Origin of the sequence: Synechococcus sp. MIT S9507 (assembly GCF_047304715.1) — a bacterium.
Taxonomy (GTDB): domain Bacteria; phylum Cyanobacteriota; class Cyanobacteriia; order PCC-6307; family Cyanobiaceae; genus Synechococcus_C.
In genome coordinates this window covers 1,482,539-1,501,531 of record NZ_CP138970.1, presented here as the reverse complement: position 1 = coordinate 1,501,531, position 18,993 = coordinate 1,482,539, and the positions used below count along the sequence as shown (strand labels likewise).

The 18,993-nt window shown below is 54.1% G+C and carries 23 protein-coding genes; 9 read left to right on the top strand and 14 right to left on the bottom strand.

Going from position 1 to position 18,993, the window contains the following annotated elements; genetic code table 11:
* Positions 1-185: 185 nt before the first annotated feature.
* The 4 genes from SIB83_RS07900 to SIB83_RS07885 form a co-directional block, all read right to left on the bottom strand.
* Complete coding sequence (locus SIB83_RS07900; protein WP_413404447.1) at positions 186-1,412, bottom strand: glycosyltransferase; 1,227 nt, start codon at positions 1,410-1,412, stop codon at positions 186-188.
* Between the two features lie 287 nt (positions 1,413-1,699).
* A complete protein-coding gene (locus SIB83_RS07895) occupies positions 1,700-2,317 on the bottom strand; it encodes a GIY-YIG nuclease family protein (protein ID WP_413745489.1) in 618 nt (205 codons plus the stop codon).
* A 17-nt stretch (positions 2,318-2,334) separates the two neighbouring features.
* Positions 2,335-2,520, bottom strand: coding sequence for a hypothetical protein (locus tag SIB83_RS07890; protein ID WP_413745488.1), 186 nt, complete (start codon positions 2,518-2,520; stop codon positions 2,335-2,337).
* 1,025 nt (positions 2,521-3,545) lie between these two features.
* Positions 3,546-3,731, bottom strand: a complete 186-nt coding sequence (locus SIB83_RS07885; protein ID WP_413745487.1) for a hypothetical protein — start codon at positions 3,729-3,731, stop codon at positions 3,546-3,548.
* A 180-nt stretch (positions 3,732-3,911) separates the two neighbouring features.
* Between SIB83_RS07885 and SIB83_RS07880 the strand changes: the two genes are divergently transcribed.
* Positions 3,912-4,157 (top strand): hypothetical protein, encoded by a 246-nt coding sequence (locus SIB83_RS07880; RefSeq protein WP_413745486.1) that lies wholly within the window; start codon positions 3,912-3,914, stop codon positions 4,155-4,157.
* Positions 4,157-4,486 (top strand): hypothetical protein, encoded by a 330-nt coding sequence (locus tag SIB83_RS07875; protein WP_413745485.1) that lies wholly within the window; start codon positions 4,157-4,159, stop codon positions 4,484-4,486. Before SIB83_RS07880 ends, SIB83_RS07875 begins: the two co-directional genes overlap by 1 nt.
* Here the strand turns inward: SIB83_RS07875 and SIB83_RS07870 are convergent.
* The 3 genes from SIB83_RS07870 to SIB83_RS07860 form a co-directional block, all read right to left on the bottom strand.
* Positions 4,483-4,785, bottom strand: a complete 303-nt coding sequence (locus SIB83_RS07870; RefSeq protein WP_413745484.1) for a hypothetical protein — start codon at positions 4,783-4,785, stop codon at positions 4,483-4,485. The genes SIB83_RS07875 and SIB83_RS07870 overlap by 4 nt on opposite strands.
* A 1,443-nt stretch (positions 4,786-6,228) precedes the next feature.
* Positions 6,229-6,366 (bottom strand): hypothetical protein, encoded by a 138-nt coding sequence (locus SIB83_RS07865; protein WP_413745483.1) that lies wholly within the window; start codon positions 6,364-6,366, stop codon positions 6,229-6,231.
* A 349-nt stretch (positions 6,367-6,715) separates the two neighbouring features.
* Positions 6,716-6,994 carry a hypothetical protein gene (locus SIB83_RS07860; RefSeq protein WP_413745482.1) on the bottom strand — a complete coding sequence of 93 codons (279 nt, stop codon included), beginning with the start codon at positions 6,992-6,994 and terminating at the stop codon, positions 6,716-6,718.
* 47 nt (positions 6,995-7,041) lie between these two features.
* Between SIB83_RS07860 and SIB83_RS07855 the strand changes: the two genes are divergently transcribed.
* The gene (locus SIB83_RS07855) at positions 7,042-7,863 is read left to right on the top strand and encodes a hypothetical protein (protein ID WP_413745481.1); all 822 of its coding nucleotides are present in this window, start codon (positions 7,042-7,044) and stop codon (positions 7,861-7,863) included.
* 242 nt (positions 7,864-8,105) lie between these two features.
* Here the strand turns inward: SIB83_RS07855 and SIB83_RS07850 are convergent, their stop codons facing one another.
* Positions 8,106-8,372 (bottom strand): hypothetical protein, encoded by a 267-nt coding sequence (locus SIB83_RS07850; protein WP_413745480.1) that lies wholly within the window; start codon positions 8,370-8,372, stop codon positions 8,106-8,108.
* Between the two features lie 316 nt (positions 8,373-8,688).
* Here SIB83_RS07850 and SIB83_RS07845 point away from each other — a divergent pair, with 316 nt between their 5' ends.
* From SIB83_RS07845 to SIB83_RS07835, 3 genes are all read left to right on the top strand, one after another.
* Positions 8,689-8,961, top strand: coding sequence for a hypothetical protein (locus SIB83_RS07845; protein ID WP_413745479.1), 273 nt, complete (start codon positions 8,689-8,691; stop codon positions 8,959-8,961).
* Positions 8,962-9,218: 257 nt separating this feature from the next.
* Entirely contained in the window at positions 9,219-9,800 is a 582-nt protein-coding gene (locus SIB83_RS07840) for a ferritin (RefSeq protein WP_413745478.1), read from the top strand.
* A 240-nt stretch (positions 9,801-10,040) separates the two neighbouring features.
* Positions 10,041-10,940: a DUF3598 family protein gene (locus tag SIB83_RS07835; RefSeq protein ID WP_413745477.1), complete on the top strand. Its 900-nt coding sequence runs from the start codon at positions 10,041-10,043 to the stop codon at positions 10,938-10,940.
* A 244-nt stretch (positions 10,941-11,184) separates the two neighbouring features.
* Here SIB83_RS07835 and SIB83_RS07830 read toward each other — a convergent pair whose 3' ends face one another.
* Together SIB83_RS07830 and SIB83_RS07825 are read right to left on the bottom strand one after the other, a co-directional pair.
* Entirely contained in the window at positions 11,185-11,307 is a 123-nt protein-coding gene (locus tag SIB83_RS07830) for a hypothetical protein (protein WP_413745476.1), read from the bottom strand.
* 60 nt (positions 11,308-11,367) lie between these two features.
* Positions 11,368-11,517 carry a hypothetical protein gene (locus tag SIB83_RS07825; protein WP_413745475.1) on the bottom strand — a complete coding sequence of 50 codons (150 nt, stop codon included), beginning with the start codon at positions 11,515-11,517 and terminating at the stop codon, positions 11,368-11,370.
* A gap of 121 nt (positions 11,518-11,638) precedes the next feature.
* Here SIB83_RS07825 and SIB83_RS07820 point away from each other — a divergent pair, with 121 nt between their 5' ends.
* From SIB83_RS07820 to SIB83_RS07810, 3 genes are read left to right on the top strand one after another with little or no spacing between them, the layout of a single operon-like run.
* The gene (locus SIB83_RS07820; RefSeq protein ID WP_413745474.1) at positions 11,639-11,914 is read left to right on the top strand and encodes a hypothetical protein; all 276 of its coding nucleotides are present in this window, start codon (positions 11,639-11,641) and stop codon (positions 11,912-11,914) included.
* Between the two features lie 19 nt (positions 11,915-11,933).
* On the top strand, positions 11,934-12,494 hold the full coding sequence (locus tag SIB83_RS07815; RefSeq protein WP_413745473.1) for a J domain-containing protein: 561 nt from the start codon (positions 11,934-11,936) through the stop codon (positions 12,492-12,494).
* A 14-nt stretch (positions 12,495-12,508) separates the two neighbouring features.
* The gene (locus SIB83_RS07810) at positions 12,509-13,549 is read left to right on the top strand and encodes a hypothetical protein (RefSeq protein WP_413745472.1); all 1,041 of its coding nucleotides are present in this window, start codon (positions 12,509-12,511) and stop codon (positions 13,547-13,549) included.
* Between the two features lie 44 nt (positions 13,550-13,593).
* Here the strand turns inward: SIB83_RS07810 and SIB83_RS07805 are convergent, their stop codons facing one another.
* The 4 genes from SIB83_RS07805 to SIB83_RS07790 form a co-directional block, all read right to left on the bottom strand.
* Positions 13,594-17,988, bottom strand: a complete 4,395-nt coding sequence (locus tag SIB83_RS07805) for a phage/plasmid primase, P4 family (RefSeq protein ID WP_413745471.1) — start codon at positions 17,986-17,988, stop codon at positions 13,594-13,596.
* A gap of 96 nt (positions 17,989-18,084) precedes the next feature.
* A complete protein-coding gene (locus SIB83_RS07800) occupies positions 18,085-18,249 on the bottom strand; it encodes a hypothetical protein (protein WP_413745470.1) in 165 nt (54 codons plus the stop codon).
* A gap of 249 nt (positions 18,250-18,498) precedes the next feature.
* Positions 18,499-18,840 carry a hypothetical protein gene (locus tag SIB83_RS07795; protein WP_413745469.1) on the bottom strand — a complete coding sequence of 114 codons (342 nt, stop codon included), beginning with the start codon at positions 18,838-18,840 and terminating at the stop codon, positions 18,499-18,501.
* Positions 18,837-18,992 (bottom strand): hypothetical protein, encoded by a 156-nt coding sequence (locus SIB83_RS07790; RefSeq protein ID WP_413745468.1) that lies wholly within the window; start codon positions 18,990-18,992, stop codon positions 18,837-18,839. The genes SIB83_RS07795 and SIB83_RS07790 overlap by 4 nt, the downstream gene beginning before the upstream one ends.
* Position 18,993 lies beyond the last annotated feature (1 nt).

Below are 18,993 nucleotides of genomic sequence, written 5' to 3'. Positions count from 1 at the left end.
TGTGACCCATGACCACCTCTTTGCTTGCGCACAGACCAGGAATCGATCAGCAGGTCCCTCTGGAGGAGATGAAGCGCGCCGGCCATGGAACTGCCACCATCTCAGAAGCTGGCGACAGAGGACAGCTGACTGAAACTTCCCATCGTTCAGCTCCAGATCGAACGTGGCATCCTGCCTTGGAACAATCACCTCTGCAGGACAGCCTCGATCGCATCCGCCGCACCCAAAGCCCCTCCTGCGTCTGCAGCCTCCCGTGCAAGTGCGTTAGCGGCAGCTCGAAAGTCAGGTTCGTCCAAAACACGTCTAACGGCAGCACGGATCGCCGCCGGTGCGGGGTGAGCTGTCCCTAGATCAATCGATGCACCTGTCCGCTGCAGACGTGCACAAACCTCCGGTTTGTCTTCACTCTCACCTGCGGTGACCATCGGGATCCCATGAGACAGCACGGCTTGAACTCCCTGAAACCCTCCGTTGGTCACCACCAGCGACGTTTTTGGCAGCAAAGCGCCATAGGGGACGTAGCTGGCCACCCTGGCGTTCGCAGGTAATGGGCTTAGCGCCTCGAGCCCCTCATCGATCCGACCGGTGCAAGCCACCACCAGAACAGGCTCATCAGCAAGTGCTTCGAGAGTGGGGCGCAGCAGTTGGGCGGAGTCATTACTAATGGTGCCTTGCGTGACATGCACAACCGTGGCGTGGTCCAGATCACCCCACCACGCTGGAGGCGTAAACGCTTCATCATTGTTTTCGAGCAAGGGGCCTGTAAAGACCACCTGCGGAGGGCAATCAGGCCGTGGATACTCGAAACTCCTCACCGTGCCGCTCAGCACCAGATGCGGTGAGACAACATCAAACAACCAAGGACGACAAGGCGACAACGCCAGCGACTGCCGTGCTTGATCGGCATGACGCCGAAGAGACCGGAACAAGACGGAGCGCGTCAGCCCCCGTAGTAGTTGATTCCGGATCCTGCCCCGCCAAGAATCATCGGGTTGAAGCGCCAGACCAAAGGGTGCCAACGCCCTACTGGGCAAAGTGAGAACAGTGCAACACAACTGAGCCCAGGGCCGACCAGTACGTTCCGCCCACCAGGAACCGGCCATCAGAAAGCTGTCGCAGACCAACAGATCAGCTGGGGTCTGTTCGTGGAGCCGGAGCAAATCCCTACAAAACCCCTCAGAGGGTCCGATAAAAAACGTGGCGAGATCGAAGCGCAACTTGGCCAAGCCACGCAGGCGATCGCGCTCAGCCTGCAGGTGATCAGGCACCAGATCTGGGCGGGAGTAGTCAAACCCGTCCTCAAAGGCACAGAACGACGCGCCGCTTCCCTCAACACGCTCCCGAAAGGCTGCACCCGCCAGCCAGCGCACCCGATGACCGCGGCGAACCAGCTCGCGAGAAATCGCGAGCATGGGCTTGACGTGACCGAAGACGGGAACAGACAACAACAGAATTTCAGCCACATCCAACCCAAATCACCGCTGTGGATTCTGGCTAAGAGGTCGTGCCACGGATTTCTGAACAGGGCTGCAACCACACCATCGATGGCCAAAGAGAGAGCACAACTCATAAAAAGTTGGCCTTGAATGAGATGCTGCAGGGAGGTGATGCACCTCTCAGACTTTGGATTCACTGGCCATTCAGGTAAATCGCTAAGGATTTCCTGTTTCCGTAAGTCAACTTGCGACGGTCATTGAGGTCAATTACTGAGGCTGTCCAGTAGGGCTTTGACCCATTCCTGGCAGCGCGAAAGCTCCATGTTTTGACGTTTTCCCTCAGGCGATCTCAGCCAGTCGTACCACCTGCCGATTCCTTGGAAGTAGCTCCGTAACTGCTTGTGTTCTTTCAGCTGCTCTTGCATTGCTTCCAAAGCCCTTCGGCGTTCACCGGAATCTCTATTCAGCCATTCATCGATGCTGTCTTGAATCCTCGGCGGCTTGAAAGTTGGCGTCGGCAGAGCTTCGGCTTCGGGCTCACCCAGCTGGACACCTTCAGGGGTGTGTGGCTCGATAGTCAGCTCTGCAACTTCCGCGCTCCATTTGCTGCATGACTGGAGAACAGAGTCGAGCTGCTGTTTGTCCAGACGGAAATACTCCGACTGCGGAAGTTGCTGAGACTTGAAACGGCGATGGAGCAGCTGCTCTTTGTCGTATGCGCTCATCACCGGAACGCGAGCAAGGATCGTTGGGTTGTCGAGTTCCCGCATCCGTTCAATCGGTCGATCTGTTTCGCCGATCTTCACTAGGTCGGGCGCATTGTCATGGCAGACGACATAGAGCCATCCCAAACGTGGTTTCTGTTTTCCAGGCCGCTTCATTCAGGCAATCCCTCCCATCACAACCTCACACGGATTGATCCAGAACACATCACCCATCCGAGTGAAACCGCCATCGTGTCGTCATGCCGAATAAGGACAGGCCGCTTGTTGATCGCCATGCACCGAAGAACGGTGTCGGCTGGCTGGTAAACACCCAGGAAGGCAAGGTCTGCAGCTTCACCAATGCCAATCCGACTTCTCATGCCCAGTGGGTCATCGTCGAGACCAGGCCACTACGGGGTAGTACTCAGCTAGTAGCCAGGAGAGCGCACATATCTCGCTATGAAAGCTTGCAAAATTTAGACGTTGATTGCAATCACTGCTAAGAAATGGGTGACACATGAGAAGCAATCTATGAGACTATTCACCAAACTTGTATTCGCAGCTGTTCTGTTGGTGGTCACTGGATGTTCATCCAAGCTTGATAAACAGCTGCTTACATGTGCAGACTTTGAGTCCTCCCAGATCACGAAAGATACAGCCATGAAGCGCCTGGGGTTGACTTCAGCGCATACGAATTTTATGAGCGAAATAGAAATTTTAGATGAATACTGTGATGTATTGGACTAATTTTCTTGTCAAATTTTTTCATGAAAGTGTTTTGCTTAATGGTTTATTTTTTGCCTGAGTAAATTGATAGATATTGCGCTACAACGCCATCAAAGCCTGGGAAACGATGCAGAAGTCAGGCGGGTGGAAACGCTGTCAGCCGAGGTGGTGAGAGTTATTAGTTGGCGTATTGCACTACAAACTCACCACCACTGAGATCTACTTTCAATGGGCCGCTTAATAGGCCGCCGCAAACATCGTTCTCATCTCCACCTCTCTTGACTCTGCCGCCGCTCTGAATCTCTCAGCTGTTGCTCCTGGCGGTGCAAGCGCTGTCTCGTCTTTTTCGTCTTTTGCTGTTGAAAATACCTATTTTGTTCCATTTGCCTCATTCTGTTCTGTTGGTAAATGTCCAATGCCATTGCTGGCGTGATGCTTGCCGCCACAACAGCAGAACCGATAACAACACGCCTGAGAATTTTCATTTGATGCGGACTTGGCTAACAAATATTACGAATAGGTGAGTGTATCGGCGGACACATTTGCGCTGAAGACTGAATAGCAGCAGAACCGACTGCAGACCCGTTTTTCAATGCATGATTGCGAACCCAAGCACCGTCGCGGAAAGGATGGTGAAGGCGCATCACCCAAACGAGTGAATGTCCCATCTGCGGGCCGTTCACCAGACCGAGACGGTCTCGCTGCTTCCGACTGTCCAGGGTGTGAGGCCCTTGCTGATCGCGTTCGCCATGTAGGCCGTGGATTCGGCCATGTGGCTGTTGTCGTCATCCATCGGCTCGGCCTTGCCGGGTTTGAAAGTCAGTTTCCGCAGTGAGCGGATCACCCGTTTGCAGGTCGGGTCCACCTGGAGTCGGCGCTGGCCATCGGCCGACAGGACCCATATCCCAACTTCGATGACATCAATCGCCCCTGTCAGAATTGATGAATGGGAAAGAAATGCACAAAGGCTGAGAAGACAGCGCGCGTTGAAGAGCTGGCCAATCTGATCGTCAAAGGTTTATCCCAACGACAGCTCATGCATCATGTGACGAATTCATGGGGGCTGTCTTCAGAACAAGCTTCTCGATACGTCCGCGAAGCAAGGGATGTCGTGAAGGCTGACCTGAGCGACATCGATCGCGTAGATATGCTCGCCAGCAAGGTGCAGATGCTGGAGCAGATCGCTACTGATGCAGTTGCAGCAGGCCGGGAGAGCAATGCGATTGGTGCAATTCGGTTGCTGAATGAACTTGTCGGCTTCGGGGCAGGCCAGAAGCCTGGATCACCTTGATGAATCGATCACAGGTACTGCAGAACATCGAGCAGCTATGGGGAAAGGGAGAGCTGGAAGAAGCAACTCATTGCTACGCACTGATCGTCGTCGACCAGATCAGCGATGCTGCCTCCGAAGAGCTACTGAGCTGCCACACACCAAGCGAACTGGCGAACTGGATACGGAGTGATGCACTCGCTTGGCAAGCCAAGCTGAGCGAGGAGGCATTCGCAGAGCAGTTTGAGATTGGGCACGGCAATGCCTATGGATGCATCGAACAGATGCTGAGCTGTGTCGACTACGCGTTTGTGTTCGACCTATTGGATTCAACGCGGGATACGGACTAGTCACCAACCCTTGGTGGCCTAGAGCATTCCAAAGCTTTCGCTGCCACTGACTCCAGAACCTTCAGCGCCTCAAGGTTCTCTAGACGTATCTGCGCTTGGGTCAGCATGGCTCTGCCGTGAGGTGCGCAGGCATCAATCAGGGCAGCGCCCTCTGAGGCTTCTGCGTTCACTCGTTCAATACAAAGGTCGATCTGGGCGCTGACCCCTGTCGCTTGGGCATCAGTAGTCGAGCTAGGACCTGCCAACTCTGAAAGCAGCTTCAACAGTGCCTGGCGAGTGTCTTCTGAGGATGGCTGCACGGCCAAGGATTGAAGGACCAGAAGTTTGGCAAGACCTCGTGCGAAGCGAAGGCTGCTACATCACCCGTTTGGGTGATGCACAAAGCAAAGGACACGGACATAGTCAGGCTAAAGAATCAAACATTGCAAGCTTTATAAATAAATGCAGCACGTCAAACTAAAACAATTTCAGCTGAAGAACCACATTTCACTAAATGAAATACGTGCCCCGCGAAGCCACGGCTGGATCTCCTCCAAGCGCGAGAAACATTTGTTTCATGTGTCAACGACCACTTCTCTATAGACTTACAGAATTGGACAGATATTTAAACATGGCTGCGTCTCTTGTTTCCGCTGCATCTAGCTTTATGCAGCTCAAAGATCATCTCAACTATCCAGAATCTGGCGTACTAAAAAAAGTAATTTGGAAAAGTGAAGCATGCGAGTTCAATCTGGTCTGCTTGGCTAGAAGCACTGAGGTTCCCAAACACTCCTCTACAAGCAATGTCACAGTGCAGATTATCGAAGGCACTGGAACTTTTACCCTGAGAGAGGAGTCAATTGACCTAATGCCTGGTGTACTTATTTTTGTTGAAGCTAATTCGCCTCACTCATTATGCGCAACAACTGAGTTAGCTTTCATTCTAACAAAGTCCAGTTAAATTTAATTTTAGACCATTTCTGAACCACTTTCATTAGCGTTAATTGTCCTTACTGTTGGACCCTTGATCAGACTTCCCGAGCTTGATCAAGGCGAGCATCCGCGATTCAGTGGCCTGTCGCCGAGCCACTGGAGGTGATTTCGAAGGTAGCCGTCGACCCTAAACAGAAGATCAGACCTTATTGGTTCGAGCCTTGCCTGAAGAGGGTCTGACCAGTCGGAAGATCCAGTAACAGACGTGTCTGACCCAGGATGCCGACAACCGCATTCTGATGACCAAGAGCATCGAAGAGGCCCTGCCTGATGAAGGGGCAGGATGATTTCGCTCAGAGAATCACTGGCAAAAAAACCGATGACCTTGCTCCCGTAGAACCGTAAAAAGGTTCTGAAACCGAACCTCAGTCTCTTCTCCAAAGCGTCATCGAGAGGGGATAGGCCGAAAAGGTCCCAACTGGAGCCACACATGAGGACTGAAACCCTGCCAATGCACACGGTGAATCTGGCCCAGAAAAAGGGGCATAAGTTCACGGAGGAAACCATGATGAAAATGCCGGCTGACAGAAACCAGCGTCTGCATGCAGGCCCCGCCCACATATGTTTCGACTCAGAGCAGGCTCGATTGACTTGCTTTGGGAATAAAACCGGAGCCGGCCGCAAAAGACTGACCTAAGAAACTGGACCAAACCGGGGCGAGATCCTGCCTCGGAGAATTCAGCTCATCCCAGAGCTGTTGCATCACAAAGCCCCGCTCAAGAGAGCGGGGCTTTGAGGCATGAGGGTCAGGTCACCAGCGGCAACCACAACTACCGGCAATCACAACCGAGACCATCGGCGCATGACACACAGCAGAAGGCCTTGCCGTCGCGCATCACGGCTTTTGCAGGCTCGACTCTGCACTGACAGCCGGTGTTGCATTGGCACTGGATGAGATCTGTCGTCATGGTGAATACCGGGTTGGAACACTTCTGTTCTATGCCTCGCGAAAGCTTCCAAACAGGGGGACGACCGACCCTCGAGGTACGGTTTAGCGTGCGCTTATGCGTAGCCGAAAGGCGCCTCAGAGGAGGTCTTTCTTGAGGGGTTCCTCTGACGAAAGAGAAACGGTGGCAAACGCGACGAGCGCAGCAATCAGGTCGGCAGCAACACCAAAGAACTTCCGCCGAGAGCCCAACCTCTCAATGCGACACCTTTTGAACCACAGGTGATCGCGTGACGACTAGCCCGGATCCCTGATCACTCCCGGGCAAGTCGTCGTGCTTATTGCGGCACGACGCAGGGCTGCCCAGTTGATCAATGGCGGCCACGGTTCAGTCGAATGGGACAACGCCCAGCTGTGCCTGCTCTGGGAGCAAGACAGAACACAGCCGTATGGTTGTACTGCAATGCCGCCAGCAGCTGTGCAGGGTCCGTTGCGTCACAAAGCAACAGCTGATCGGCGAGTTCGGTCAGAGCTGTGTGCCGGTCGGTCACGGTGGTGGTCAACGTCAGAGGGAGAACTGGTCTGCGCGATTGCCGTTGACGTGCCACGGCCTCGCCGAGGTGTCCGCAACCAACGATTGTCAGCCCCATGGCTCCGTTGAGGGAAGAGATATACCTAAAGAGTCTGGGGACCTGCGATGGTGATCGACATGGTGGATCAATGGGCGCTGAATCGGCTCAACTTTCAGGGGTGCTGGCAGGGGCGTGGTACCTGGTTCGGGCGTGATTCCGAGGATCGGCTTGATCTCGAGTCACCTGTCAGGGTGATGGATCCAACGACCTACGACATCTCTTTCAGTGATCCCGAAACCGGTGTCTGGGATGGATCCGGATTGTTCTTCGCCCCGGGCGGCCACGCCAGGTATGACATCAGCCGCAGCAGTTACAACACCGGCGGCGGATGCTGGCAATTCCAGGGGGCTGGAGGTCAGTCCAGTCTTGTGCCGGATTCTGATCGCCGTCGCTTCGGCCACGAGATCAATCTGTTTCACGACCGGTCCCGATCCATGCTGGTGCTGATCTGGGAACCTGTGGGGACACGTTGGCGTCTGCAGCTGGTGGGCGCCGTTGGTTTCCGTTGCCGCAAGACTTCAGCACCCGAGCCGAAACGTCCTGTATCGATGCCTCCGAAGGCGATGCTCACATCCGTGGAAGGTTGGACAAGTGAGGCGGAAACGTTTCGGCCACAGCCTGGTTGCATCGGTCAGGTGTGTGCAGCGCAGCCGTCGGTTTTTGTGCCAGAGCAGTTCATGCGGCATGAACAAACTGCCGTCATGCCGGCTGGGCTCATTTTTTCAGTGCCTGAGTATCTGCCGGATGGTCCCTATCAGCTGGAGGTCGGCTGTCTGCATACTGCCGGGTTGTTTCAGCAGCTCAGCATTGTGTTTGATGCCAATGGACATCTCACAAGCTGGGAACGCCGACGGTTCCTGGCTGATACCCAAGAAGTCGACCCCTAAAAGCAGCCGCCTATTAAAACAGTCGACGTTTGGAAGTAATCATTTTTTCCTCTCAGAGCAACAAGGGCTCCGGTTCTAACCACCGGACTTCTGTCTGGTCTCCAATGCCTTATTGGCGTTGTGTGAATCGGTAGGAACTGCCAAGGATCAATTGACCACTGCTATCAGGATTGGCCAAGGACAAGGAAGTTCGTCAATCACCAAACATCCGGGCAACGAGAATGATTTGAAGACCATCAGGCTCACCTCGGGTCGACGGGCACCAACCGGCCCCACTGTGCATCAGCAGGCATCTCTGGGCCTGCCTTCATGTCTGCCGGCTCTTTGAAGGTGACCCGCCAATCCGCGACACGACAGGGCACGTAATCAGCTTTTTCGATTCGGATCCCACCGAGCACTGATGGTGCGCCGTACCAGCCAGCACGCCAGTGAGCACCTTCATCGAGACCACCTTTGAACCACACCCAGCAACGCGCATTGGCATGAGTGGTGGACTGCTGAGCAGGCATTGGGTGTCACCCCATGGGCACGGACCCTAGATGCGTTTCAGCTGTCGGGCCTCAATGATTTGAAGTCCATCGGGATCACTTCGGACGGAAGTTAATCGCTGAGATTGGTCCTGACATCAGGCCCGAAATCCTACTTACTTAAGTACGCAGAATCAAGTGATACCAAGCGATCTCAGCGATTCGCTGCTCTGTTTTCCGTGTCAACCAAACCCCGTGCGACATGGAGGCCGGGGGCTGGTTCTCCTCTTGAACCCGTCCTATTCACCCCGGTTTTGCCGGGCTGCTTTTCATGTCCAAAATTTGCGGACCCGACTGGATGCCACAAGACATCGAGAGCGCTTTGTGTTCAGACCTTGGCTCTGCCATTCGCGAAAACTTTGAGTTTGCGGAAGTCACCAGACCACTCGATGAGCTTCATCCGTGGGAGGCGTGGCGATTCGTCATCGACCTGACCAAAGAGTTCGGTCGCGTCATCGACCCATGCTGTTGCTGCGCCAGCACCACGATGCAGGGGGCCTTTGAAGTGATGGAGGCCAATGACCGATGGACTGAAGCCGTTAAGGCTTCGGTTCGCCTCTATCCCAGCTGAGCCTGATCTTGCTGCTCAACCCCTCATCCGCTCATGAGGGGCTGAGCACTGCTGGGGTTCATTCAATAACTCATGCACAATCGAAAGTGATTCTCAGCAGCAGATTTGCACTCCTGATTGTGATTCTCAAAAACATATCTGCAGTTCTTGAATGTGATTCTCAAAAGCATATTTTGATCCGCTAATGTTCGGTTTTTACGCATATCTTTTGCTGTTTTGTGATGTAGAACTGGTTCATCCCTCCCAGAGGAAGAGACATGACAGCTTCACAAATCCAAGCCCCCATCGAAGTCCCCACCGGTCCCGCAGGCCGTGCCATGGCCGAGCCCATGTCGGCCGAAATGCTCGACCTGATGGAAGCCCATCTCAACCTTGAGCGTCAGTCAGCTGCTGATTACTTCGCTGCTGCCGTCTGGTTTGCTGAGCGTGAGCTGACCGGCTTTGCCGAACACCTGCGTGATGAGGCCAAGCAAGAGGAGCAGCATGCTGCCAAGTTTGCTGACTATCTGATCAGCAGAGGTCAGCGGCCTGTGCTCGACACCATCGAGCCACCCCGTCAGCAGTGGACTGGCGTGGAGCAGGTGATTGCCAACGTCTTCCGCATGGAAGCCGATGTCACCGCTTCAGTTCTGCAGCTTTATAAAACTGCTGAAGAGGGCATTGATCGCCGTACAACCGTCTTCCTTGATCCCATCGTTGACGGCCAGCGTCTCTCTGAGCACGAGGCCGCTTACCTGCTGGGTCGCGTCAAGTTCGCTGCAGGCAACCCTGCTGCGGTGATGATCATCGACGCTGAACTGAGAGAAGGCGAGGCCGAGCCCGCCAAGCTTGAAGGCTGATCCACCCTCCGTTCATTCAGCTCAAAGCCCAACCTGCCAATCGAACCCAACAGCCCCGCACAGTGCGGGGTTTTTTTATTGCCCTGGAGTTATGGCATCACCAGACTCCAGATGAGCTGATCACACTCGAGCCAGCGCCCTGATGGCATTCGCCATCAACTCCGATTCCGTGTCAAGAACCTTGCTGGCTCCCCTGAAGCAGGAGGTTTAGATGCATATTTGAAGTGGTGCGAGGACGACATGGTGCGTTGGCCAATGGTTCTGGGGCCATGTGCTCTCTTGCTTGGCGTCACCATGGTCGAGCCAGGCTGGAACCAGGAAAAGAGGCCAGTGCTGGAACAAGTTGTCCCTGCCGAAACACGTTCTGACCGAAATTGGCAAGCTTTCTGGCGGCATCATCTGGGGGACTGGAGAGGTCGCTGGACCCGCTACACCCCCTCCGGGGAGGTCAAGGAGACCTTCGCCAGCTCACGCCTTTTTACGGCAAATGCAACCCAAACAGAAGTTGTTCAGACAAACCACTACCGCTATGCAGACGGGCGTTCCATCCGAAAAGAGTGGAAAGCCAACATTGAAGAGCACAATCAAGCGGACGGATTTGCCCATCCTGCAAGCGAAACCATGCGTGGTTTTGCTTTAGATAACGGCTCAGCAGCTTGGTTGATACCCACCCTTCAAGCCAACCAGTTCGCACCATTTGAACTCATTCTCAAGCGCGGCGAGATTCGCCACAGCGTCGGAGTTCTTTATGGAAAAGACGGTGAGTTGATGCGCACCGCAAGCATCCGCGAGGAGCGTGGAAGCCAGCAGGGGAAAAGCTGGAGCGACACCGTGATACAGGTGGAACCCTGGAATCCCGTTGGTCGTTGGAAAGGAGAGAAGCGTCAGATCCAACCCGATTTATCCCGCGTTGTCCAGCAGCACTCCGTTTGGCAGTGGGGAGACAAGAACCATTCCAACCACTTCTTTCCAGATGGAATCATCTTGCGCTGTCCTGAACGACTCGTTCCAGGTCGGTCCTTCTCTATTCGCGTGATCTGGCTGCTGGATGAAGATGAACTCCAGACGATCACAGCTAACTACGACAGCAAGGCTCAATTAATTGCCGTGACGCACCAAGCGCTTACGCCAGAAGGTTGATCACGGTAATTGTTGAACACAAACCTGACTTTTCAACAACGCCTGATGGATTGATTTCGAGGCGCAGGCGGAGACCACTACCGCCAAAGGCCAGAGCAGAAGCGAAAAACGAATTTCTGGAAAAAGGCCGATAGACTCAGTTGCGCGCTTACGAATCACTGCACGCGCAGGCGGAAAACATCACCACTTAGACGGGCAACAGCTCCCAGGCTTCAATGTTGATTACATCTAGTGAGCAGCTTGTTCACATCGATGTCCGCACAGCAAAACGTCCGCCCACTGAAAATCCTTCTTGATCGTTCATCAGCCAGCCGACACCGTTCTTCGGTGGATGGCGGTCTACAAGTGGTCTGTCCTTGTTTGGCATGACGCCAGGTTGGCGAAAAAGGCAACCCGACATGACTGTGAATGACCACTTGAAACCGAATTAAAACGGCTTGCCGCATTCGATCCGATCCACAGCCCCGTAACCACCCTGAATCGGTTGCTTGGCCCGGTCATGAGCACGTTTCAAGTCATCAGGGTCAGTCGTTGACCACCACTCAGTAAACCTGCCGCAACGCCTGTCATCAGGCATGGCATCAAGGTCTTCTGCTGATGGCGTGGCCTGATGCTTCTCACATAGATAAACCCAACTTTCGGGTAAATCCCATCAATCACAATCCCCCAAATGGGGGATGAACGAATAACCGACTTATATGAAGATGTCCAGACCACTAACTTGGCCTTCACTGGAACTACTTGAGTTTTTGTTTGCAGCTTTTATTGTCGCAACGCTCCCTCAAGAAGAAACAGTAAAAGCAGAAGAAGACACTGCGGCAGCGATTGTCACACCAGCGATACCATTGCAATACATCGAGGAATCGTCGCATCATCGAGAGACCCAAGAGACCATTCAGGAAAGCCACTTAATTGATGAGTCTCCCTACGTCAAAAGAGCGGGCATGTGGATCAAAGAAGCGTTTACATTTTGATCTGTGATTGATTTAAAAAATGACAAAAAGAGCCAAAAAACTTACTAGCCAACAAGTTGAAGAACTAATTCAAGAACTTTTAAAACATGAGCGCAATGTCAACAAAGAGATTCTGCTCGCTTTTGCAGAAAGAATCAATGGAGGCCCTTTCAAAGCAGCCAAGATTCCCAAGCAAAAGCCTCTTTCAATGGCGGCTATGAAAAAAGCTGTACTCGAAAAGTTTGATTGTAAGACTGTCACTGAACTGCGAAAAAACAAAACTTTTGCAATGGCATTTGCAAACCAAAAGGCACCTCTTAAAAGTAGTAAAGACTGGAGGAAGCAATACAGAATTTGGGTTGCTGTTCCAGAAGACGAAAGGAATCAAACTGGGTCTACATGCATCAATGGGATCGATGTACTTGAAAACTTCAGGCCTTGGCATGTATTTGAACTAAATGCACAAACGGCAAAACCCGAAGACATAAAAGAATCATTCCGTCGGTTAGCAAAGAATCATCACCCCGATATGGGCGGTGATGCACGTGTATTTGAGCGCTTGCAAAAAATGCGTGATTCGCTCTTGGCGCTCATGAATTAAGGAGGATTGAAGAAATGCGAGACTTATTGACAGACAAAGAGACAGCCAAAATTCTTGGGGTCAAAATCAATCAGCTTTATGACACTGTTGACTATTTTGATAGATATGACGATGATCCATGGGAGCTAATCGAAGGAGAACATTTTGAATTCGTTCAGAGTTCGGGTGATTATCAAGAAAGACGATTTACCGAAGAGGGTGTAGAAGCGATTGCAAAATATCTTGAAGGCGAGACCGAGGGAATCCTTTCGCAGGTACTTGAGCTATTGACTCATCGAAAAAGAAAAAGGAAAAGAATGCTTGTTTCAAGGCGAATTACTCAAGAACTTCTTGAAACAAATGGCATAGTCAAAGTCTCTGGCGACCTAGTCTTTTTAAATCGAAGGACATCAATTAAAATACTTCAAACGAATGGCAGGGGAATTAATAATTCCATCAGAAGGCTGGCTGCTTCTGACTCATTGGATGGCCAGGAAAATTTAGAAATAGAAAAACATTTCACACTCGACGACTCGGGTCTGAAAGGCTGGAGCCAAGAGGGCTTGGCACGAATTGCAATTGATATGAAAGATAATTCATCTATTGGCAAAGCAAGAAAAGCCTGGATGGCAGCTGTAGGAGAGGTTGTTGAGGATTGCTTTAAAAAAGAACTTAAGCGAATTTCTAGTGCAGATTTAAGAATCAACAATGCAATCAAGCGAGCCAAAAGGGCAGCAAGAGACACATGTCAAGTCACAGGTTCAAAAAAAGCTAGAGGTCGTCAATTAACACTTGACGGCCATCATCTTTTTAATAAATCATGCAGGCCAGATTTGGCTGATCTGCATGAAAATATTCTTGTTATAGAAAGCGGTATTCATAATGACTTTCATTGCTGGCAAAGCAAAAGAAGCAATCGATGCGAGCCAAAGGATTTTCTGAAATATTTGGAAAGCGCACGTTTTGATTTGATCGATCCTAGCAATAGCGCAGCGGCAGCTAGGCATTACTCGTTAACGGAAAAGCTCATAAAATTACAGAGAAATTATGAAGGAAATAGGCTAAGATATGGCTAGGATTGGATTGTTTTCTTGACGACGTTAGGTTTTTAAATTGAATGTCACTTTCGTTGAGTAAGCACTACTGGTGTCCCTTCATAACAATCAGCCCAATTCCGTCCTGGACGTGACAGATCCCCAGTCACCCTGATTGATAAAGAAGCACCAGGAGGAGCCCACTCAAAGGTCATGGCCCTCAGGATCTCCTTGCCAGCCGTGATCCATCGATTCCTGGGAACCGAGAACACCAACTCGTCATGCACCAGGAAGCGCAACTGAGGCACAAGCCAAAGCGGCAGCCTGAGTACTGCTTCCATCATCAAGTCCCTGGCAGTGCCCTGACCCATGAGCGCTGGAGCCTGCGTGTAGGCCCGCTGTGGATTGGCCTTCATCAGCCGACCGAAACCGTTGTCGAGCTTGTGGCCATGTTCGGCTCGATCACGAACACGATCCCTCCAGCGGCAAAGGGTGGGGAACGATCGACGCATCCCGCGATCGAACTGAACTGCTTTGGCCTCCTCAATGCCGTGGCGAATCATCCCCTTCACCGACATGCCGTAGTTCCAGCCGTGGCCAATGGCCTTTGCATCCGATCGAGTCAGACCAACAGCAGCAGCGACCTCACTGTGAGCATCACGGCCAGGAGCAAACAGCTCCAGGTAGGCCGGATCCTGAGCATGGGCAGCGATCGCCCTCATATCGATTTGGCTGAGGTCAGCAGCGATCAGCACGTGATCGTCGGCATCGGGCAGAAAGATCGCTCGCTCGACGACTTTCCCGCCGCGTTTGCCGAACACCGTGATCCCAGGCTGGGTGATTGAGAAGCGGCCAGAGGTCTGCAGCGGCGCAATGGTCGGGTGGATCATTCCATCGCTTTGCAGGTGATCCAAAGCGGTGCCATAGACCGATCGCGCACCGGTGAGGCCCAGGATCGTCTCCAGGAATGCAGCCTGCCGATCGTTGCCATCCTGTTTGGCCTGCTCCAGCAATGGCCCCAGGTTGTCCTTGCTGGTGGATGGCTTTCCAGTCTTGGTTGTAGTGGGCAGCTCGAGCCCTAAGGCCTTGGCCGCGGCAGTGATCGCTTCCGATGCACCGGTGCAATTCAGTGGGTTTTTGGCTGGTCGGCCGGTGGCCGTCGTAGTCGGCAGCCCAAACTTCTCAACCAGGATTTGCCAGCATGCAGCTTTGGCCTGCTCGATCTGATCGAACCGCTTGCGAGTGAGCTCAACATCCAGCCTGGTGCCGGCCAGGGTGATGCCAGCGGCCAGGCGGCCCATCACACGCATCTCCCGGCGGCTGTAGTCATCCAGCTCACCGGTGGGCACCAGTGCATCGAACACGCCGCGGCCAGCAGCAATGTCTCCCCGCAGATAGGCGTTGTAATCCGGATCGGCCTGGGGGATCAGCCCATAACCCAAGGCCTGGAGCTCTGATGGCTTGCCTTTGTAGCCAGCATCCTTGGCTGCCGATCGGGCCAATTTGCCTAAGTCATCGGTCTTGCCTTCGATGCCGGCACGCGTGGCGCAATTGTCGAGGCTGTAATAGCGCCTGAGCTGTCCACCGCTCATTCCTCCATCGGCAGGGGGATCAAGGACCAGAGCCAGCACCATGGTGTCCATCAATCGGCCGGACTCCGAGAGCTCCAGCAGGGGCAGATCGTGATGGCGGGCCAAGCTCAGAAAATCAAACCCGAAGCCGTTATGCGCCACCAGTGGGCCGGTGTGATCGAGCAGCTGGGAGGGGTCGGTGTTGTTGCCGTGATCGGTGCCGACCAGGCGAATAAATGGACCGCTGCCATTGGGTGTGGCCCAGAGCTCAGATGCCGATCGAGTCTCCAGATCGACAACCAGTGGATCAGCCGAACCAGGCCTGATCAGGTCATCGGAGGGCAAAACGCTGTCGGGGGTTTCGGTGGTTTCTACCCATTGCGGGCTTTTTGGAACTTTTTTCTGTTTCTTCTCAGAAGGGGAGAAATAAGGGTGAACCACCGACTTCGCCGAACCGGGGGCCTTCGAATCCTCCAGAACGGCCTCCCCATCAGCGGTTTGGGTGTCGGTGGTTTTGGTCGGCGTTTTTGGCTCCGAAACCGCCGATTCCGTTACCGATATGCCGCGGCCGTTAGCAGCGTTTAATTCGTTAACAGCCGTCTGACCCCCGGTCGGAGGTTTTGAAGGCTCCGTGTCGGTGTTTTCTCCGCCTCCCGGCAACAGGTTCCAGGTCTCCGATCCGCCCTTCGGTGTGAACAGCTCCACGCCGGACAGCCGCACCCGTTCGTTGAACTTGTGTTTGCCGAGAGGGATCGCCTTGTCGCCCAGGTTGTCTGCCACCCAAAGGCGGTAGTCCTGAAACAAGGCAGATTTCAAGATGCATTGGCGGCTTCGATCGCCAGGCCTGGTGGACTCGGCCAAGAACATCCGCACCCGGTCTGTCTTCTCCGCAAACGCCCGCTGACGGTCCTTGTCCAACGGCAGGAACCGCCCGCGTTGGCGTCTTTTGTGCAATGCCTGCACCAGCAGACGCAACACCCCTGGGAGCTCGTTCTCCAGGATGTGTTTCTCGATGGATGGGTCTTCGGCCCCGGCGAAGCTGTACGGGAATTCGAAATGGGCCACGCGTGTCAGCAACGCATTGCTCTGTTCACTGGCAGCGGGCACTGAGTTGGCGCTGAACACCAACATCGCCTGATTCCGCATGGTGAAGCGGTGGTTGTTCTTCCGCTGCGCCTCGAACTCATCGCCACCGGTCAGCACCTTGATCAGAGAAAGGTCCTGCAGATCGTTGCTGGAGAGATCGGCGAAGGTATTCAGAACCTTGCCGAACAGGCTCGAGCTGGCGAACAGGTCCTTGCCTGAAGACAGGTCGTGAAGGGAGACGTTGCTGCGCAGGGCAGGTCCAACCAAAGCGCACAAGATCCGGATCCAGGTGGATTTCCCACTGCGGGTGGGACCGGTCAGAAACACCATCAACCCTGGCCATTGGCTCAGGTCGAGCATCTGGCTGCACACATCCAGCAGGGACTCCAGCTGGCCAGGGGCCACCGCTTCGATCCATTCCAGAAAGACAGGACACTCGGCTTTGGGGTCCCAGTTCCAGGGCCACTGCACCAACGACAAGTGCTCATGGGTGTGTTCCCTCAGTTCCAGGATCTGCGCATCCAGCAGGCCGTTTTGGAAGTTGATCACCGGCTCCTGTTGTTGGAAGGGGATCGATCTTTTTTCGGTCTTCAGCCAAGCCAAGGCCATCTTGGTGACGCTGGCTTCGAATTCGGGCTTGTAGTCGTTCTGGAGGGTGTCGGTGATCAGCCGGGTCCACCAAAGGCTGAGCCCGTTCCAATAAACGCCCTGGTGATAGACGGCGACTGATTGATCGCCGCTCATGGCCAGATGGTGTTCGCTGCGCAGGTAAGCCAGGCAGCTGGCCGGCATGAAGTTGGACCCATCGAAGAACCCTGTTTTCCGACTGGGTTTTTTCGGAGCCGGCTTGATTGCCTTGTGCTCAATCGCCGTGTCCAGTAGATGGCGCAACGCCCTGATGCGTCGTTCTGAACCCTGTTGTCTTCCCAGCAGGTCGTCCAATCCATCTTTGGCTCCACCCACACCGGGGTTGATGACGAACCGGACGGAACGCGCCAGCAATTCACGGGTCAGATAGCGCTCGAGCCGGCGGGCGGCCTCCCACACCATCCAGTTGGTTGTGATGTCGGCGTCAAAGGCGACGAACACATCTCGCCCCTCCACCGGCATGGACCTGAGATCCACCGACGGTTGAAAGTCCTGGGACCACCCCCAGCAGCCGGCGATGCCGAAAGGAACAGCAAAGGGCGCCAATGGCGGGATGGTGCTGGCCGCGGCCTGGAATTGCTTGGTCCCCTCCACCAGAAGGGCGGGGGTGTTCGGATCCTTCCAGCGGTCTTCAAAAGCCGCATCGACACCGACAATCCCTCCGGCATCAACCTCGAAGAGATACCGATGAGGACGGCCTGTGCGATCAGGGATGGGGTTGTCGAGTCGGATCTGAGCAACCTTCCGGCCGCCGACGGTAAGCCACTCGGTAGCCATGCAGGGGACAGCTTTTTCTCCCCATCGCTCCAAGGCATCCGGCAAGTCCTCGACCCGTTCGACACTGCGCCAGAGGGTCATGCGCTCAGTAGTGATGGCGCTGGCCTCGAGGATCTCGCGATGGCGATCAGCCAGTGGGAGCTTTTGGGTTGCCTCCTTTGGAGTGACTGGTTCGGGTGGATCTGGATCGGGCACCTCTTCCAGGTGTGGGCCATCGGTGGGCCAGGTGCGCGCCAGCCGCGATCGTGTCGAACCGATGGCGTTCAGGGTTCCGCCGGTGCGGTCAGCAACTGCCTGTTTCCAGCCCTTTGGCCAGCCCTTCACATCGGCGCCGAGAGCCTGGAAGTATTCCCGCAGCACGGGAGTAATGCGGACCTTATGTGTGGGCGTAACTGCCATGATTGCCTTGGTTGATCTAGTGCGGTCGGCCGCTGGTTGTCATTGGGTGGCGACCTGAATTTCTGGGCGGTTGAGGGGTCTTCCGCCTGGGTTCACTTACTTGCAGCCGAGCGGCTGCAGCGGATTGATTCCGCGTCTTTCGAGGTATTCAGCCAACGCGTGGCGGTAAACCTTGCTCACCTCACATCCCTGCTCGCGGGCATATTCAGTGGCCTGGTCCCACATCGAAGGAGGCAAGCGGAAATAAGCATCGAACCTCATCTGGCCGCGGCCTTTCAACGTGCTGTGTTTTCGAATGTGGGTGTCGTATTCGTTCGGCGTCACAGTGGATTTGACCGTCGGACACCTGGACTATGCCGAGCTTTTCTGTAGTCCCAAGGGGTCACATTTTCACTACCGTGACGCTTGAGTTCGATTGAGTTGATATGGGATAACAACCCATAATCACTCTTAATAAAAAACCCCGGATTGACCGGGGCAAGGTGATCACTTCAGCTGATCAGTCGCTCCTCAAAACGGTGCTGATCCGTCCTTTCCGTCATCGTCGCCGTCGCCGTCCTTTTTCAAGGGTGCCTCGACATACAGAATATGAGTCGGATCACTGTCCTTCTCTTTGTAGTTGTTTGGCCAGATTGTGTATCTGGGGTTTTTGCTTCCGGACAGATATCTGACACCATCTTTTGTCTCATTGGCCCAGAGGCCGCTGATCTTCACGCGTGGAGTCTTTTCAGTCATTGGAATAAAGAAATGAATGTTTTTTGTAATTAGTCGCCCATCGGCAACCATCACGGCGGCAGCGCGACACCCGTCCAAGCGGCTCATCGCCACGGTGATCACATCGGAGGTTTTCATGAGTTCACCTCCGAATCGCGATGCGTCCGAGTGGCCAACTTGACCAGCTCATCTAGTTCGCTCGTGGTGGTGTATTGCAGCCCGTCCACGATGAAGTCGGACAGGGGAATGTTGCTGTTGCGTTCTGCCTCCAGCAGCAACCTGCAGACCATT